The 17,403-nt window shown below is 66.7% G+C and carries 15 protein-coding genes; 7 read left to right on the top strand and 8 right to left on the bottom strand.

The window, feature by feature from the left end:
• Positions 1 to 5 precede the first annotated feature (5 nt).
• The 4 genes from xylA (at position 6) to EL337_RS25110 (ending at position 4,589) form a co-directional block, all read left to right on the top strand.
• Positions 6 to 1,229: a xylose isomerase gene (gene xylA / locus EL337_RS25125; RefSeq protein ID WP_048634190.1), complete on the top strand. Its 1,224-nt coding sequence runs from the start codon at positions 6 to 8 to the stop codon at positions 1,227 to 1,229.
• A gap of 144 nt (positions 1,230 to 1,373) precedes the next feature.
• Entirely contained in the window at positions 1,374 to 2,444 is a 1,071-nt protein-coding gene (locus EL337_RS25120) for a sugar ABC transporter substrate-binding protein (protein ID WP_048634189.1), read from the top strand.
• A gap of 6 nt (positions 2,445 to 2,450) precedes the next feature.
• The gene (locus EL337_RS25115; protein ID WP_048634188.1) at positions 2,451 to 3,254 is read left to right on the top strand and encodes an ATP-binding cassette domain-containing protein; all 804 of its coding nucleotides are present in this window, start codon (positions 2,451 to 2,453) and stop codon (positions 3,252 to 3,254) included.
• 45 nt (positions 3,255 to 3,299) lie between these two features.
• On the top strand, positions 3,300 to 4,589 hold the full coding sequence (locus EL337_RS25110; RefSeq protein WP_048634187.1) for a sugar ABC transporter permease: 1,290 nt from the start codon (positions 3,300 to 3,302) through the stop codon (positions 4,587 to 4,589).
• 34 nt (positions 4,590 to 4,623) lie between these two features.
• Here the strand turns inward: EL337_RS25110 and EL337_RS25105 are convergent, their stop codons facing one another.
• Genes EL337_RS25105 through fadD3 form a run of 7 tightly spaced genes read right to left on the bottom strand, consistent with a single transcriptional unit; the run spans position 4,624 to position 12,854 of the window.
• The gene (locus tag EL337_RS25105; protein ID WP_197724150.1) at positions 4,624 to 5,913 is read right to left on the bottom strand and encodes a 13E12 repeat family protein; all 1,290 of its coding nucleotides are present in this window, start codon (positions 5,911 to 5,913) and stop codon (positions 4,624 to 4,626) included.
• Between the two features lie 56 nt (positions 5,914 to 5,969).
• Positions 5,970 to 7,136 (bottom strand): MFS transporter, encoded by a 1,167-nt coding sequence (locus EL337_RS25100; protein WP_048634186.1) that lies wholly within the window; start codon positions 7,134 to 7,136, stop codon positions 5,970 to 5,972.
• Positions 7,124 to 8,236, bottom strand: a complete 1,113-nt coding sequence (locus EL337_RS25095) for a pyridoxal phosphate-dependent aminotransferase (protein ID WP_275992318.1) — start codon at positions 8,234 to 8,236, stop codon at positions 7,124 to 7,126. Before EL337_RS25095 ends, EL337_RS25100 begins: the two co-directional genes overlap by 13 nt.
• A gap of 51 nt (positions 8,237 to 8,287) precedes the next feature.
• Complete coding sequence (ipdE2, locus tag EL337_RS25090; RefSeq protein ID WP_048634184.1) at positions 8,288 to 9,229, bottom strand: acyl-CoA dehydrogenase IpdE2; 942 nt, start codon at positions 9,227 to 9,229, stop codon at positions 8,288 to 8,290.
• The gene (locus EL337_RS25085) at positions 9,230 to 10,183 is read right to left on the bottom strand and encodes an acyl-CoA dehydrogenase family protein (protein WP_048634183.1); all 954 of its coding nucleotides are present in this window, start codon (positions 10,181 to 10,183) and stop codon (positions 9,230 to 9,232) included. It lies immediately after the preceding gene.
• 6 nt (positions 10,184 to 10,189) lie between these two features.
• Entirely contained in the window at positions 10,190 to 11,314 is a 1,125-nt protein-coding gene (locus EL337_RS25080; RefSeq protein ID WP_048634182.1) for an acyl-CoA dehydrogenase family protein, read from the bottom strand.
• A gap of 1 nt (position 11,315) precedes the next feature.
• On the bottom strand, positions 11,316 to 12,854 hold the full coding sequence (fadD3, locus tag EL337_RS25075) for a 3-((3aS,4S,7aS)-7a-methyl-1,5-dioxo-octahydro-1H-inden-4-yl)propanoate--CoA ligase FadD3 (RefSeq protein ID WP_048634181.1): 1,539 nt from the start codon (positions 12,852 to 12,854) through the stop codon (positions 11,316 to 11,318).
• Between the two features lie 63 nt (positions 12,855 to 12,917).
• On the opposite strand from fadD3, the gene ipdE1 reads away from it, so the two are divergent.
• The 3 genes from ipdE1 to opgC all read left to right on the top strand — a co-directional run bounded on the left by ipdE1 (position 12,918) and on the right by opgC (position 16,080).
• Positions 12,918 to 14,066, top strand: coding sequence for an acyl-CoA dehydrogenase IpdE1 (gene ipdE1 / locus EL337_RS25070; RefSeq protein ID WP_048634180.1), 1,149 nt, complete (start codon positions 12,918 to 12,920; stop codon positions 14,064 to 14,066).
• Between the two features lie 3 nt (positions 14,067 to 14,069).
• Positions 14,070 to 14,861: a (5R,7aS)-5-hydroxy-7a-methyl-1-oxo-2,3,5,6,7,7a-hexahydro-1H-indene-carboxyl-CoA reductase gene (gene ipdF, locus EL337_RS25065; RefSeq protein ID WP_048634179.1), complete on the top strand. Its 792-nt coding sequence runs from the start codon at positions 14,070 to 14,072 to the stop codon at positions 14,859 to 14,861.
• A gap of 157 nt (positions 14,862 to 15,018) precedes the next feature.
• Positions 15,019 to 16,080 carry an OpgC domain-containing protein gene (gene opgC, locus EL337_RS25060; RefSeq protein WP_126316676.1) on the top strand — a complete coding sequence of 354 codons (1,062 nt, stop codon included), beginning with the start codon at positions 15,019 to 15,021 and terminating at the stop codon, positions 16,078 to 16,080.
• A gap of 30 nt (positions 16,081 to 16,110) precedes the next feature.
• On the opposite strand, the gene EL337_RS25055 is transcribed toward opgC, so the two are convergent.
• Complete coding sequence (locus EL337_RS25055; protein ID WP_048634237.1) at positions 16,111 to 17,076, bottom strand: NAD-dependent epimerase/dehydratase family protein; 966 nt, start codon at positions 17,074 to 17,076, stop codon at positions 16,111 to 16,113.
• Positions 17,077 to 17,403 lie beyond the last annotated feature (327 nt).

Raw genomic sequence — 17,403 nt, 5'->3', positions numbered from 1 at the left:
TACCAATGACCGTCCTGGAGTCCGCTGCCGCTGCATCGGCGGACCTGACACCCAAACCTTCCGACAAGTTCTCCTTCGGGCTGTGGACGGTCGGTTGGCCGGGCACCGACCCGTTCGGCGTCGCCACCCGGCCCGCACTCGATGTGGTGGAAGCAGTAGAGCGACTGGCCGAACTGGGTGCGTACGGGTTGACCCTGCACGACGATGACCTCTTCCCCTTCGGCAGCTCCGACGCCGAGCGGCGGAAGGCGATCGACCGGCTGAGTGCGGCGATGGCCGCCTCGGGTCTCGTCGTGCCGATGGTGACCACCAACCTGTTCACCCAGCCGGTGTTCAAGGACGGCGGATTCACCAGCAACGATCGCGCAGTCCGTCGGTTTGCCCTGCGCAAGGTCCTGCGCAACCTCGATCTGGCAGCTGAGCTCGGCGCCGAGACTTTCGTGATGTGGGGCGGCAGGGACGGAAGCGAGTACGACTCGGCCAAGGACGTCCAAGCCGCGCTGGAGAGGTATCGCGAGGCGTTGAATCTGTTGTGCCAGTACCTGATCGACCAGGGCAGCAGTCTGCGCTTCGCCATCGAGCCGAAGCCCAACGAGCCCCGCGGTGACATCCTGTTGCCCACGGTCGGACATGCGCTCGCGTTCATCGACACGCTGGAACACCCCGAGATGGTGGGCGTCAACCCCGAGACGGGCCACGAACAGATGGCAGGCCTGAACTTCGTGCACGGCATCAGCCAGGCGCTCTACAGCGGCAAGCTGTTTCACATCGACCTCAATGGGCAGCGCGGCATCAAATTCGACCAGGATCTGGTGTTCGGACACGGCGACCTGGCCAACGCGTTCGCGTTGGTCGACCTGCTCGAACACGGCGGGCCCGCCGGCGGAGCCGCCTACGAAGGGCCGCGACACTTCGACTACAAGCCCAGCCGCACAGAGGACATCACCGGTGTCTGGGCCTCGGCGGCAGCCAACATGCGGATGTATCTCCTGCTGCGCCAGCGTGCCGCCGCGTTCCGTGCGGACCCGGATGTCCAGGAGGCGATGGCGGCAGCCAAGGTGGCCGATCTGCGCACGCCCACCCTGGGCGATGGCGAGACCTATACCGACCTGCTGTCCGACCCCACCGCCCACGAAGAGTTCGACACCGATGCGTACTTCGGTGGAAAGGGTTGTGGCTTCGTCACTCTCAACCAGCTCGCGATCGAACACCTTTTGGGTGCCAGGTAACGGACCTGCTGTGTTCCTAAACAGGCAATCGCGCACTATCGTGACCCAGATCACGTTATATGTGGTACCGCGCAACAAAATGAACGCCCGCTCGGCGCCACGGCCGTACCACCACCACCACCACGATCTGTTCGGAGGATTTTCGTGAAACGAACCAGCACCCTGCTCGTCACCGCAGTCGTCGGTGTCGGCATGACCCTGACCGCATGCAGTTCCAACTCGGATTCGCAGTCGGCCGACGGAGGCGCCGGAAAGGTCGGCGTCATCCTGCCCGACACGAAGTCGTCGGTGCGCTGGGAGACCAAGGACCGGCCCGCGCTGGAGGCTGCGTTCAAGAACGCCGGTGTCGATTACACGATCCAGAATGCAGAGGGCTCGGCCGACACGATGGCCACCATCGCCGACGCGATGATCGCCGACGGCGTGACTGTCCTGGCGATCGTCAACCTCGACTCCGACAGCGGCGCCTCGATCCAGGAGAAGGCGGCGTCGCAGGGCGTCAAGACCATCGACTACGACCGGCTGACCCTCGGCGGCTCCGCGGATGTGTACGTCTCGTTCGACAACAACACCGTGGGTGAGCTGCAAGGCCAAGGTCTGGTCGATTGCCTGGGCGGCAGGCCGGCAAACGTGGTGTTCCTCAACGGTTCCCCCACCGACAACAATGCGACGCTGTTCAGCGCGGGAGCGCACTCGGTGGTCGACGCGACGCCGTCGATCACGATCGTCGGCGAGCAGGCGGTGCCGGACTGGGACAACGACGCAGCGGTGACGATCTTCGAACAGCTCTACACCGCCGCCGACGGTCGGGTCGACGGCGTCTACGCGGCCAACGACGGGCTGGCGGGTTCGGTGATCTCGATCCTGGAGAAGAACAAGCGCGCCGGACAGGTTCCGGTCACCGGTCAGGACGCCACGGTGGAGGGCCTGCAGAACATCCTCGCCGGCACGCAGTGCATGACCGTGTACAAGTCGGCTGCCGAAGAGGCGAACGCCCTCGCCGAGGTGGCGATTGCCCTGGCCAAGGGGGAGGAGCCGCAGGCGACCAGCACGTCGCGGGACGACACCGGCGGGCGCGACGTGCCGTCGGTGCTCCTCACGCCGAAATCGATCACCAAGGACAACGTCGACGTCGTCTTCGAAGACGGCGGGCAGTCCAAGGAAGAGGTGTGCGCGGGTCAGTTTGCCGCCATGTGCTCTGCGGCGGGAGCCTGAGCGCCGATGACCGACGACGTCGAGCCTGAGCCGCACGTAGCGCCGATCCTCGAATTACAGGGTGTGAACAAGAGTTTCGGCGTGGTGCACGTGCTCCATGACGTCGACTTCCGCGTCTATCCCGGCCAGGTGACCGCGCTGGTGGGGGACAACGGCGCCGGAAAGTCGACCCTGGTCAAGGCGATCGCGGGAATCCATCCGATCGACTCCGGCACCTATCTGTTCGAAGGCAAGCCGGTGACCGTCCGCAGTCCTAACGAGGTGTCAGCGCTCGGCGTCGAGGTCGTCTATCAGGATCTCGCGCTGTGCGACAACCTCGACATCGTCGAGAACATGTTTCTGGGGCGCGAACTCAAGAGCGGTGGAATGCTCGACGAGGCTCGGATGGAGACCATGGCCCGCCAGGCTCTCACCTCACTGTCGGTGCGGACGGTCAAGTCCGTGCGTCAGGCGGTGTCGAGCCTGTCGGGTGGCCAGCGTCAGACCGTGGCCATCGCGAAGTCGGTGCTGTGGAATTCGAAAGTGGTGCTGCTCGACGAACCCACGGCGGCGCTCGGCGTCGCGCAGACCCGTCAGGTGATCGACCTCGTCCGCAGACTCGCGCAGCAGGGTCTCGGCGTCGTGTTGATCTCGCACAACATGGTCGACGTGTTCGAGGTGGCGGATCGGATCTGCGCGCTGTACCTCGGCCGGGTGGCCGCCGACGTCAAGGCATCGGATGTCACGCATGGTCAGGTGGTCGAGCTGATCACCGCCGGGCGGTCCGGCTCGCTGGGCCTGGCGCCGGCACAGGCCGCCGAGTCGATGTGAACCCCGGCCGTGGATGACCAAGAGACCAACCCGAGGACAACTCAGATGGCCACCAAAACAAACACTCTCGCAACACAATCCGATGAGGCACCGGCCGACGACGGCTTCACCGGTGACGTGCGGGACGATCAGACGTTCGGCCAAGCCGTCCGCGCCTACTTTCGTCGGGTCCGTGGCGGCGACATGGGGTCGTTGCCTGCCGTCTTGGGCCTCATCGTGTTGTTCGTCGTGTTCGGGCTCGCCAACGATCGCTTCCTGTCGGCGCTGAATCTGGCCAACCTCATCACCCAGGCTGGTGCGATCTGTGTGCTGGCGATGGGCCTGGTGTTCGTGCTGCTGCTCGGCGACATCGACCTGTCGGCCGGGGTGGCCGGCGGTGTGTCCGCCTGCGTGATGGGGCTAACGGTCGTCAACGTGGGCTGGCCGTGGTGGGCGGCCATGCTGGCCGGAATCGCCTGCGGCGCTGTGATCGGACTCGCGATCGGCATGCTGCGGGCCAGGCTCGGCATCCCGTCGTTCGTCGTCACCTTGGCGTTCTTCCTCGGTCTGCAGGGAGTGACGCTCAAGCTGATCGGTGAGGGCGGCTCGGTCCGCGTCGATGATCCGGTGATCCGCGGCCTGACGATCAGCAACCTTCCGGTGACCGTCGGCTGGTCCATCGCGTTCGTCGTGGTGATCGGGTTCGGTGCCTTGGAGATCCTTCAGTACCGTCGTAAAACGGCGCTGGATCTGGCGCATCCACCGCTCGGCGTGGTGCTCGCACGGGTATCGGCCGTCGCGGTGGTCGTTCTCGGTGTCACCTTCGTGCTCAGCCTCGATCGCAGCGTCGGCCGCGGTGCCGAGATTCGCGGCATTCCGTATGTGTTGCCGCTGATCCTGGTTCTGCTCATCGCGCTGACGGTGGTCCTCAAGCGCACCGCGTACGGCAGACACATCTACGCCGTCGGTGGGAATGCGGAAGCGGCTCGGCGCGCGGGGATTTCGGTGGAACGCATCCGGGTGTCGGTCTTCATCGTCTGCTCCTCGCTGGCGGCTCTGAGCGGAATCATCGCCGCGTCGTATGCAGGTAAGGTGTCGGCGTCCTCCGGCGCAGGCAACACGCTGCTATATGCCGTGGGCGCCGCGGTCATCGGCGGCACCAGCCTGTTCGGAGGCAAGGGCCGTGCCCTCGACGCCGTGATCGGTGGCGTGGTCGTGGCGACGATCGCCAACGGCCTCGGACTGCTGAACCAGTCGTCCTACATCAACTTCCTGGTCACCGGCGGCGTGCTGCTGCTCGCCGCCAGCGTCGACGCGATATCTCGGCGACGCCGCTCGTCCACCGGGCTGAGCTGACGGCATCATCGGACCGCAGCGTCAGGCCGTGTAGCTATGCCGCGGCGCGTGGTTCGAAGGTGACCAGGTCGATGCTGAATTGGTCTTCGGTGATGCTGCGGCGGATGATGCGGGTGCCGGGTGGTGGTGGGGCGATGGAGTGGTAGACCGCGTGGGTGGGGGTGCGAAATTCGGCGGTGTGTTCGCCGTCGCGGTCGGTGGTGGTGACGGTCCAGTCGGGGGCTTCTTTGGTGTAGTTGCAGGCTTGGCACATGCCGAGTCCGTTGCGGGCGGTGGTGTGTCCGCCGTGGCGGTCGGGGGTGGCGTGGTCGTGGTGGCGGATGGGGGCGTTGCAGAACGGGGTGCGGCAGGTTTGGTCGCGCAGCCCGATGAACATCGCGAGGCCCTTCGGGAAGATCCGGGCGCGGGATTCCATCGCGACCAGTTGTCCGGATTTGGGGTGGCGGTAGAGGCGGCGCAACGTCGCCTTGGCCTGGGCATCGGCGACCGCAACACCGAGGAGGTGGCGGACCACCGGTGCGGGGACGGGGCCGTAGCCCTGGAGGTAGCCGGGGCAGTCGTCCCCGCCGAACAGGGTGGTGTCGGCCATCACCAGGTTCAGTGCCACCGACACCGGTTCGGTGACCGCGCGTCCGGTGATCCGTTCGCAGGCGGTGTCGGCCATGATCTGGTTGCGGGAGCGGCCGTCACCGGTGGTGTCGGCGTGGCGCTTCAATGCGGCGTAGGCACCGACACCCTGGGATAGGGGCACCAGCAGGCTGAGGTAGATCATGCCGTCGGCGGCGGGCCGGATGGTGACGCAGCGGTCCTGTTCGGCTTTGGTGTTGCGCTCCACCACCGCGGCGACATCGAGGCGGGCGGCGATCTTCTTGGCCTCGGCGGTCACCCGGTTGGTGCCCCAGTGGTCGAATTTCGCGGTGTCGGCGCATAGTTCGGCGTCGAGCTGCCGGCGGTGCTCCACGCTCAGGCACGCCGATTCCCGCACGATCAGGGTGGCCCGCCACTCCGAGAGGGCCCCGCACTCCAGGGCGGCCAGCGTGTGCGGCATCTCCTCGACCAACGCCCGCGCGAACCCCAGATGCTGATTGCCCTTCACCGGTGCGTCCCGGCGCGCCAATGCAACCTCCGAGGCCAGCCCTTTGCCGCGTTTTGCCGCCGGCACCCCCGCGGCGATCTCAGCAGCCCGGCGTTGGGCGGCCCACAGTGCGGTGGCTCGGGCTTGCGCCGCGGCCGCCGCGGATTTGAGTCGTTCGCAGCGCTCGACGACGGCGCGCAACTCGGCCTGCGAGGCACCCTCATCGACGTCGAACATACTTTCGAACACAACATCGACGCTACCCCGACGGTCCGACAAATTCGGCCGAAGCTCGACGAGTCGATTCAGCTGTGGCCCCGGGTTCGGTTCGCCCCGGCGGTAGCCAACCCGCCGACCGTCACGATTCCCGCCAGCGCGAGGAATCCCAGAGGCACAGTCGAGGCCGCCGCGACCGCCGCGACCAGCAACGGGCCGGCAGCGTCCCCGCATTCACGCCCGATTTCGGCGGCTCCCATCGTCTGGCCGAGTCGTTCTTGTGGCGCGGACCTCGCAAGCATCGCGAACCCGAGCGGGGTTGTAATGCCGCAACCGGTGCCGATGAGCACAGCCGCACAGACAATGCCCACGAGGCCTGGCAACGCTGCGGACGTCAAACCCACTGCAGTGAGCACGATTCCGAGGACGAGTCCAGATGGCAGAGTGATCTTGCCCGCGTCGAGCGCGTGTCCTGCCACGGGCTGGGCGATCACCGTGACGAGCGCGAGAATCGACACGACGGCGCCTGTGACGATCGGGGTCAAGCCGGCCTGGGTGCCGAGCACAGGGAGGAAGCCGACGCCGACGGACAACGCCGCGGTCGATGCGGCGAGCGCAAGCGTCGGCGTGACGAAGGATGACTCCGTGAAACGGCGCACTGTGTCGAGCACCGTCTGACGTCGCCGCGGCAGAGTGCTCAGCGCAGGTACGGATATCGCGGCCCACACAGCCACGACCACTGCGAGTGCAGCAGTCACTGCGAAAAGCGTTCGCATACCGCCGAAGGTGACTATTGCCCCACCCAGCAGCGGTCCCAACGTGTAGCCGATGGATTTGTAGGACCCGTAGGTACCGAACGCGCGTCCATGCGCCTCGGGCGGAGTCAGCCGGGCCACCAACGCAGATGCGGCGGGGGAGAAGGCCGCTGCGCCGACACCTTGACCGAACCGCCCCGCCCACAGCAGCGCCTGATCGTCGGCTAGTGCGTACGCAGCCGAGGCCACAGCGAAGATCAGCAGCCCGGCGAGGAGGACGGTGCGAGCCCCGATTCGGTCGGCCAACGTCCCGAAGACGGGTTTCAGGACGACTTCCGCGCCATCGTAGATCGCCAGCAGTGCACCCAGTGTCAGCAGCGAGGCGGCGGTACCAGTGGTGGTGGTGCCCAGCGTTCCTGCCACGGCGTGCGCCCCGAATGCGGTGGTGAAGCCCGCCGCCAGCAGTGGCGCCCGCTGGGCGGCGGGCGTCAGGCCAGCCATCCTCCGATGCGGCCCAACGCCTCCTCGATGTCGGACGTCGGGCCTGCGAAGGACAACCGCACGTTCGCCCCGCCGCGCACGGTGTCGAAATCCACGCCCGGTGCGATCGCAACTCCGGTGTCGTCCAACAACTTCGAGCAGAACGACAGCGAGTCAGTGGTCAGGTGGGACACGTCGGCGTAGACGTAGAACGCCCCATCGGTGGGCGCCAGCCGGTCGATGCCGATCGCGCGCAGCCCGTCCAGCAGCAGTGTCCGGTTCGCCGCGTAGCCGTGCAGCAGCGATTCGGCCTCTGCAATGGACTCGGGCGTGAACGCGGCGACGGCGGCCACCTGTGGCAGAACCGGGGGACAGATGGTGAAGTTTCCGGTCAGGCAGTCGACCGCACGCTTGAGCTCCTGCGGCACCAGCATCCACCCCAGCCGCCACCCGGTCATTGCGAAGTACTTGGAAAAGCTGTTCACCACAACGGCATCCCGTGACGTTTCCCACGCGCAGCTGGTGGCCGGCGCGCCGGGATACACCAACCCGTGGTACACCTCATCGCTGATCAGCCGCACCCCCGACGATTCGCACCACGATGCGATCGCCGCGAGTTCCTCAGGCGGGATGACCGTTCCGGTCGGGTTGGCCGGACTGGCCACGATCACGCCCGACACCGGCGGATCCAGCTCGGCCAGCATCTGCAGCGTGGGCTGGAACCGGGTCTCGGGTCCGCAGGGCAGTTCCACCACCTCGCAGCCCAGCGCCGAGAGGATGTTGCGGTAACACGGGTAACCGGGGCTGGCGATCGCGACCCGATCGCCGGCGTCGAAACACGCCAGGAACGCAAGCAGGAATCCGCCCGATGACCCGGTTGTGACAACGACATCCTGAGGGTCGACCGTGAGCCCGTGGCGGGCCTGGTAGGCGCCGGCTATCGCCGCGCGCAATTCCGGGATGCCGAGGGCGACGGTGTAGCCGAGCTGGTTACGGCTCAACGCCGCGATGGCCTCGTCCCTGACGGCGGACGGAGCCCCCGCACTCGGTTGTCCCGCGGACAGATTGACCAGATCGCCGTGAGTGCGCTGGCGTTCGGCTGCGGCCAGCCACACGTCCATCACATAGAACGGCGGGATACCGGCGCGCAGTGAGACCGTCACAAGCTCAGGCTAGAACACCTCTGCTTCGAGCCGACGCAGCTGCTCCCGCGGCGGCCCCAGCAGTTGGGCGCTGTTGTGGGCGCGTTTGAAGTACAGCTGGATGGCACTCTCCCAGGTGATCGCGATACCGCCGTGCATCTGCACCGCCTCGGCGGCCACCTTCGAGAACGCTTCGCTCGCAGCCAGCCGTGCCAGGCCCGCGGAGGTCGGCGTCGGATCCGCCACGGCGTCGTCGACGACGGCCTTGGCGGATTGCACAGCGACGTACAGATCGGCCATCCGGTGCTTGAGTGCCTGGAAGCTCCCGATAGGCCTTCCGAACTGCACGCGGTCCTTCGTGTACTGCACCGTCAGGTCGAGGCATTTCGACGCGGCGCCGACCTGCTCGGCCGCCATCAGAACCGCAGCGAGGTCGGCCAGTCCCGGGTCAGCGCCGAGCGGGGACGTCTCGGTGGCGCCGACGGCGGCCAGTGGCCGCGTGATGTCCATCGACACGGCAGGATTCGCGGTGAACGACGTCCACCGAGTCAAGTTCTCGCCATCCGCGGCGATGACGACGTCGGCGATGTTGCCGTTGACGACGTAACCGGGGTCGAAAACCACGGTGCCTATCGACGTTCCCTCGGCCAGCGCCTCGAGCGTCTCGGAGTCCGGCTCCGACACCGACAGCAGGGCGAGCTCGGCCAGCGTCGTGCCGAGCAACGGCGTCGGCACCAGGGCCTTGCCGAGTTCCTCAAGCACGACTGCGGCGTCGGCCAACTCGCCGCCCGCGCCGCCGAGGTCCTCCGGAATCACCAGCGCCGCGGCGCCGACCTGCTCGCACAGCATCTTCCACAGTGCCTCGTCGTATCCCCGCTCGGAGGCCGCTGCCGTACGGACCGCCTCGGGTGACGCGTGCTTCTCGACGAGTGCAGCGACGGTGTCGCGCAACAGGTCCCGCTCTTCACTCATCTAGAGAGCCTCCAACACTCGTCGCCGGTGCCACGTCGGGTCGCCCCAGGCGGGGCGCAGTGCCTGTACCCGCAAAAGCAGCAGTGACAGGTCGTGTTCCTGCGTGAAACCGATAGCACCATGCGTTTGTAACGACGATCGTGCGGCCAGTAGCGCCGCGTCGGCCGCCGCCACCTTGGCCGCGCTGACGTCCCGCGCGGTGTCCGCCGATCTTTCGGCGAGCGAAAGCGCTGCGCCGTACACCAGTGGACGAGCCAGCTCGACGGCGATCAGCACGTCGGCCAGCTTGTGTTTGATGGCCTGGTAGGTGCCGATGATCGTGCCGAACTGGCTGCGCTGTTTGGCGTATTCCACCGCCGCGTCCAGCATCGCCTGGGCGGCGCCGACCAGCTGTGCCGCGGTGGCCAGGGCGCCGTACTCGAAGGCCAGCGCCACGTCGGCCGGCTTGGTGCCACCGGACGCGGTGACCTCGAACAGCTTGCGGCTCGGGTCGACGGACTCGTGTTCGACGCCCCTGTCGGCGTCACCGACGGAGCCGTCGCCGGCGAGCAGGATCAGGCCCGCGGTATCGGCATCCACCGCACGCGGGACCAGGGGAGGCGCCGCGACGGTGGCGATCAGTTCGCCCGAGGCCAGGGCGCCAACCCGCTCGTCGTCACCCAACAGGATCGGGGCCACCGCAATGGATTCGGTGACCGGTCCGGGAACGTTCCATCGCCCGAGCCGCTCGAGTGCGACGACGAGGTCGACCGGATGAGCCTGGATACCGTCGAACTTCTCCGGCACCATCAACGCGGTGACGCCGAGGTCGCTCAGCTGCGCCCACACCTTGCGGCCGGGCGCGGTGTCACCGCCGGCCCAGGCTCGCACGGCGGCAGGCAGGTTCGCGGCGCCCAGCGCGGCGTCGATGCTGGCCGCGAAGTCCCGCTGCTGTTCGTCGATCTCAAAGTTCACGTTCGTCTACTTTCGGGGCAGGCCCAGGAGTCGCTCGGCGATGATGTTGCGCTGAATTTCGTTGGTGCCGGCGTAGATCGGCCCACCGAGGGCGAACAGCAGGCCGTCGGTCACCTGATCGACGAGTTCACCGTCGGCGCCGCGCAGGTCCAGTGCGGTCTGGTGCAGCGCCACGTCGAGGTCGGACCAGAACACCTTGGTGATCGACGACTCGGCGCCCAGCTCACCGCCGTTGGATACCCGGGTGACCGTCCCGAACGTGTGCAGGCGATACGCCTGGGCCTTGATCCAGGCGTCGGCCACGCGGTCGGTGAACGCCGGGTCCGGGTTGTCCTTCCATTGCGCGACAAGCCGTTCCGCGGGGGCGAGAAACCGCGCCGGGCTGCGCAGTGACATGCCGCGCTCGTTGCTCGTCGTGCTCATCGCTGCGCGCCAGCCCTCGTGCACGCCGCCGATGACATCGGCGTCGGGGACGAAGACGTCATCGAGGAAGATCTCGCCGAACCCGGTGTCACCACCGAGCTGGGCGATGGGGCGGACGGTGACGCCGTCGGCCTTCAGATCGAACATGAAGTAGGTCAGGCCTTTGTGACGCGATGCCTCCGGATCGGAGCGGAACAGCCCGAAGGCGCGCTCCCCGAACACCGCCCGTGATGACCAGATCTTCTGACCGTTCAGCAACCAGCCGCCGTCGGTCTTCGTTGCCGTCGACCGCAGCGATGCCAGGTCGCTACCCGACTCCGGTTCGGACCAGGCCTGAGCCCAGATCTCCTCGCCACTGGCCATTTTCGGCAGGACGCGGTCGAGCTGTTCGTCGGTGCCGTGCGCGAAGAGTGTCGGCGCCAGCATCGACGTGCCGTTGGCGCTGGCCCGGCCGGGAGCGCCCGCGCGGAAGTACTCCTCCTCGTAGACGATCCACTGCAGCAGTGTCGCGTCGCGGCCGCCGTACTTCTCCGGCCAGGTGATCACCGAGAGCCCGGCGTCGAACAGCACCTTGTCCCACTCGCGGTGCTGCGCGAATCCCTCCGCGGTGTCATAGGACTTCGTCGGGAACGCGCCGGTGTTCGCGGCCAGGAAGTCGCGCACCTCCGCCCGGAATTCGGACGTGGCATCGTCGAAGGTGAGGTCCAACTCAGGCTCTTTCGGTAAGGGAACGAAGTTGCGGCTTGACCACTTTGCCGCCCGGATTGCGCGGCAGCGCGTCGAGGAACACCACCGCGCGTGGCGCCTTGAAGTTCGCCAGATGTTCTCGGGTGTGGTCGATCACGGATTTCTCGTCGAGGTCGGCACCGGGCAGCCTGACCACGAACGCCTTCCCGACTTCGCCCAGTCGCTCGTCGGGCACCCCGATCACGGCCGCCTCGGCCACGCCGGGCAGGCGCGCGAGCACCTGTTCGATCTCGGCCGGATACACGTTGAATCCGCCACAGATGTACATGTCCTTCAGGCGATCGGTGATCTTCAGATTTCCGGCCTGGTCGAGTTCGCCGACGTCGCCGGTGTGCAGCCAGCCGTCGTCGTCGATGGCCGCCGTGGTGGCGTCCGGGTCGTCGAGGTAGCCCAGCATCACGTTGGGGCCACGCAGCAGCACCTCGCCCTGGTGGCCGATGCGCAGCTCGAAGTCGGCGATCGGACGACCCGAGGTGGTTGCCACGGTGACGGCGTCGTCGTCGGCACGGCACATGGTGCCGAACCCGGCCGCCTCCGTCAGCCCGTACGCGGTCAGCACGATGTCGATGTCGAGCTCGTTCTGCATGCGCTCGATGAGCACGACCGGAATGGTCGCCGCGCCGGTGACCGCGAAACGTAGTGAGCTCAAGTCGAAGTCGGAACGCTTGGGGTGGTCGAGCAGCGTCTGGTAGATCGTCGGGGGGCCGGGCAGCACTGTGATGCCGTGCTCCTGCACGGCGCGCATCGTCTTCTCGGGGTCGAACGTCAACTCGGGGAACAGGGTGGCCCCGGTCTGCAGGCAGGCCAGGATTCCGGCCTTGTACCCGAAGTTGTGGAAGAACGGGTTGATGCAGAGGTAGCGGTCGTCACTCGTGAGCTGACCGCATGCCGCCCACGCAGCCGACGCGTCGAGCGACTGCCGGTGGGCACACCGCACGCCCTTGCTGCGTCCGGTGGTCCCGGACGTGAACAGGATGTCGGAGACGTCGTCCGCGGATACCGCCGCAGCCCGCGCGTCGACCTCGTCGAGGTCCGTACCCCGGGCGACGAACTCGTCCCATGTCCCGTCGTCCTTGTCGACGGGTATGCGCACGATGTGGCGTAGCGCTGGGAGGGCAGCCCTGGATTCGGGGTTGTCGACACTCGCAGCCTTGTCGGCACCGAGGAATTCGCCGGAGGCGAACAGGAGCGGCGCCGCGGTGCGGCTCAGGATGTCCGTCGCTTCGCTGGCCGTGTATCGGGTGTTCAACGGCACCAGCACGCCGCCGGCGTGGTGGATCGCCAGGCACGCAACCACCCAGTGCCAGGTGTTGGGTGACCAGATCGCCACGCGGTCGCCAGGCGCGACACCCAGGTCGATCATCGCCGCGGCCGCCTGCCGGACCTCGGCGCGCAGCTCGGCGAACGTCAGCGTCCTGGCCTGGCTCACGACCGCGTCGTGGTCGGGGAGCTCGCTCGCGATCCGGTCGAGAACCGCGGGAGTGGTTCTGCGCTGTGACATTCCCGCGTCCGTCCCTACTGTCCCTACTAACAAAGCAAGTGCTTGGTAGGTTAGCCTACAAGGGTGATAGAGGTCCAGGAGTTCAGGGCTGAGGTCCGCGACTGGCTCGCCGAGAATCTCGTCGGCGACTACGCCGCGTTGAAGGGTCTGGGTGGACCCGGCCGCGAGCACGAAGCGTTCGAAGAGCGGCTGGCGTGGAACCAGCATCTGGCCGCTGCCGGGCTCACATGCCTGGGTTGGCCGGAGGAGCACGGCGGCCGCGGGCTGACCGTCGCGCACCGCGTCGCGTTCTACGAGGAGTACGCCAAGGCCAACGCGCCGGACAAGGTCAATCACCTCGGCGAGGAGCTGGTGGGCCCGACGCTGATCGCCTTCGGGACCCCCGAGCAGCAGAAGCGGTTTCTGCCCAAGATCCTCGACGTGACCGAGCTGTGGTCCCAGGGCTACTCCGAGCCGGGGGCGGGCAGTGACCTCGCCAACGTGTCGACGACGGCCGTACTGGACGGCGACCACTGGGTTCTCAACGGTCAGAAGGTGTGGACATCCCTGGCCCACTGGGCGCAGTGGTGCTTTGTGGTGGCGCGTTCGGAGAAGGGTTCCAAGCGACACGCCGGCCTGTCGTATCTGCTGGTGCCGCTGGACCAGCCGGGTGTGGAGATCCGCCCGATCATTCAGCTGACCGGCGACTCGGAGTTCAACGAGGTCTTCTTCGACGATGCCCGCACCGACGCCGACCTCGTGGTCGGTGAACCGGGCGACGGCTGGCGCGTCGCGATGGGGACGCTGACCTTCGAGCGGGGCGTGTCGACGCTTGGTCAGCAGATCCGCTACGCCCGCGAACATTCCAACCTCGTCGAGCTCGCCAAGAAGACCGGTGCCGCCGACGACCCGCTGATCCGCGAGCGCCTCACCAGGTCGTGGGCGGGCCTGAAGACGATGCGCCTGTACGCACTGGCCACCATGGACGTGGAACAACCGGGTCAAGACTCGGTGTCGAAGCTGTTGTGGGCCAACTGGCATCGCGAGCTCGGTGAGATCGCGATGGATGTCGAGGGAATGGCCGGTCTGACCCTGCCCGACGGCGAGTTCAGCGAGTGGCAGCGGCTGTACCTGTTCTCCCGATCGGACACCATCTACGGCGGATCGAACGAGATTCAGCGCAACATCATCGCCGAGCGCGTGCTCGGCCTGCCGCGAGAAGCCAAAGGATAAAGCATGACGGATCTGTCAGTTGCGCCGAAAGAGATTGACGGCCACGGACTTCTGGCCGGCAAGGTGGTGCTGGTGACGGCCGCCGCGGGCACCGGTATCGGGTCGACCACCGCGCGCCGCGCGCTGATGGAGGGCGCCGACGTCGTCGTCTCCGACTACCACGAGCGCAGACTCGGTGAGACCCGGGATGAGCTCGCCTCCCTCGGTCTCGGCAAGGTCGACGCCGTCGTCTGTGACGTCACCTCCACGGAAGCCGTCGACGCATTGATCACGTCGACCGTCGAGAAGGCGGGACGCCTGGACGTCCTCGTCAACAATGCGGGCCTCGGCGGGCAGACCCCGGTTGTCGACATGAGCGACGACGAATGGGATCGCGTCCTCAACGTCACGCTGACCTCGGTCATGCGGGCGACCCGCGCCGCGCTGCGGTACTTCCGCGACGCACCGCATGGCGGCGTGATCGTCAACAACGCAAGCGTGCTCGGCTGGCGCGCACAGCATTCTCAGTCGCACTACGCGGCGGCCAAGGCGGGCGTGATGGCGCTGACCCGGTGCAGTGCGATCGAAGCGGTCGAATACGGCGTGCGGATCAACGCCGTGTCACCGAGCATCGCCCGGCACAAGTTCCTGGAGAAGACCAGCAGCTCTGAACTGCTCGACCGGCTGTCCGAGGGCGAGGCGTTCGGCCGCGCCGCCGAGCCGTGGGAGATCGCGACCACCATCGCGTTCCTTGCCAGTGACTACTCCAGCTATCTGACCGGCGAGATCATCTCGGTGTCCAGCCAGCGGGCCTGACCATCGCGGGTCGCGTGACCGACAGGGTTCTCCCTGCACGGGAATCTGCCTCTGCTGTCTGGTCGGTTCGACCGATCGCCGGGTCTGACCATCTCATGATTGCATCGGCCTGCCCAGCCGCCGTGTCGTAACTCGCGTCGTCTGTCACAATTCGCCCGTGCAGAGAGACAGTGCGATCGATGCTGTTCGCGGGCTCTGCATCATCAGCATGGTGATCGGGCACATCTGCCACGGTTCATCTCTTGATCGCATGGTCCACGTCGTGCCGTGGGTCGACGGCGCCTCGGGATTCATCCTGATCTCCGGTCTTGTGCTCGGCATCATCTGCCGCAGACGAACCGACGATGGCGGCGTGGCGAGTGCGGAGGGTCGTCTGGCGCGCCGCACTGCCCTGCTGTACGTATCGCACGTTGCCGTCACCGCGCTGAGTGTTGTTGTGTCGCGAGCGACTACCGCAACCAATCCAGCTCCGCCCGGTAACACCGACGCCGGCGCGGCGCAGGTCGCCGCTTGGCTCCTGACCTTGCAGATCAACCCTGGGTCTCTCGACATCTTGTCCATTTATGTCGTGTTGCTGGCACTCGCGATGGCGTGGGTGCCGCTGTTTCGACGGGGGTGGTGGCCGGCGGTGGCGGTGCTGTCGGCATCGCTGTATGTGGTGGCACTGACGACGGATTGGGGCCGACTTCCGGACAGACCGGACGGCTGGGCTTATTTCAACACGGCAGCGTGGCAGGCAGTGTTCTGTTCGGCGTTCATCGTCGGGTGGTACTGGTCACGATGGCGCGATTGGTTGCGCGGCACAACGGGTCTCGCGATCGCAGTTGGTGGCGGATTCCTGACGGCCGGAGGCGGAATCGTGCTGCATCACGCCGGCGCAGGTGACTGGCTTTTCGACAAACCCAACTGTGGGCTCGGCCGGATCGTCCTGGCATGGGCCGCGTTCGTGGTCCTCTATCAGCTGATGCGACTGCTGATCGCCCGCGTGCCGGCGATGGTGATGCCGGTCGCGGTGGTGGGGTCGCGGAGCCTCGCATGCTTCATCGCGCTGTGTGTGATCGGGACGCTGTTGCCCCTAGCCATCGGCTACGACCGGACATCGCTGACCGCCGAGATTGCGGGGGTCGTGGTGGCGGCCGCCATGTATCCCGTCGCTCGCACGCGAGGAATGGCCTCCGGTGTACTCAGTCGTCGGCGTGTACGTCCGAGTGCGGCGTGAACCAGTTGTGGGAACCCGGCGATAGCTGGCTCATGGCGGCAGCTGCCCGCCGCATTCCTTTCGCCAGTCGGCGAAGGCCTCGGTAAGCGAATACTGCTGGGTGAAACCGATATCGGCCAAGCGGGCCGAGCTGATGTTCGTATCGAATTGCAGCTTCTGGATGCGCCGCGGATGGACACCGAAACGTGTGCCCGCTGGATCAATCACCGCAAAAGGTGTCGCTGCGGCGTAGGCGAACCGATAGGGAACCGTCGGCGGACGGCGGTCCCAGCCCCACGCCGCGTTGATGGCATCGACGTGGTCGCGGATGGTCGTGGGCTCCGGATAGACGGCGTGGTAGACGTCGTGCGGCCCGTCGTCGTCGATGAGCAGTGTCAGCAGTCGCACCATGTCCTTGAGGTAGATGCAGCTCTTGACTGTGTCCTGACGACCGATATAGCCGAAGCGCTTACGGCTGAGGCCATGGATCAGGCGCCGCATGTTGCCCTGATCGCCCGGCCCGAAGACGACACCGGGCCGGACGATGCGCAGCCGGCGACCGGGCTTCTCGGCCTGCCAGGTTCGCAGAATCTCCTCGGCCTGCAGCTTGCTGGCCCCGTACGCGGTGTCCGCGTCGCCGAAGTCGGTCTCCGAGCGTCGCCACGGTCCGGATGCGAAGGCCATCATGGAACTGGTGAAGACGATGTTCTGCACTCCTGCCTGGTCGGCAGCGTGGCATAGCCGACGGGTGGCCTCGGCGTTGTTGGCGAAATAGTCCCGCCACGGGAAACCGGGCTCCTTCGACAGGGCGGCGAGGTGGATGATCGTCGGCGGGCAGGGCTGGGGCAGATCCTCGGCCGTGAGGGTTGTCAGGTCGACGCGGAGCGAGTCTGCGGATGACTCCGCGACACGGTCGAGACCCACGACGGGCCGACCCGCCTCGCGTAGGTGCTTCACCAACGCGCTACCGATGAAACCGGCACTGCCTGTGACGAGAACCGCATCGGCCGTGCTCATCAGGACACCTTCTGAATTGACGTCGTCACGAATCGCCGTTCGATCACCGGCATGGAACTCGCCTCCCAATATCCCAATGACGCAATTTTCACTGTCGTGCCTTCGACGCCGGGGTCGGCGGCTCGGTACGTCCACACGTTCGCCGCAGATGTGGGTAACCGCTACCCGCGCGATCCGGACTGGAATCGAAAAGTGCTTGCCGGCTGCGGTTTTCGCACGCGCACTGCAGCGAGGTCGCTGAACTTGTCCATGACGCGCGGTGGCGCACCACGTCGATGTCCGGAGCCGGGAGCAGCTCTCGATCCTCAGCCAACAGTCCCCCCAAGA

Origin of the sequence: Mycolicibacterium aurum (genome assembly GCF_900637195.1) — a bacterium.
In the GTDB taxonomy this organism is placed as follows: domain Bacteria; phylum Actinomycetota; class Actinomycetes; order Mycobacteriales; family Mycobacteriaceae; genus Mycobacterium; species Mycobacterium aurum.
The sequence above is the reverse complement of the archived record's forward strand: the minus strand, read 5'-3'. Positions and strand labels throughout refer to the sequence as shown.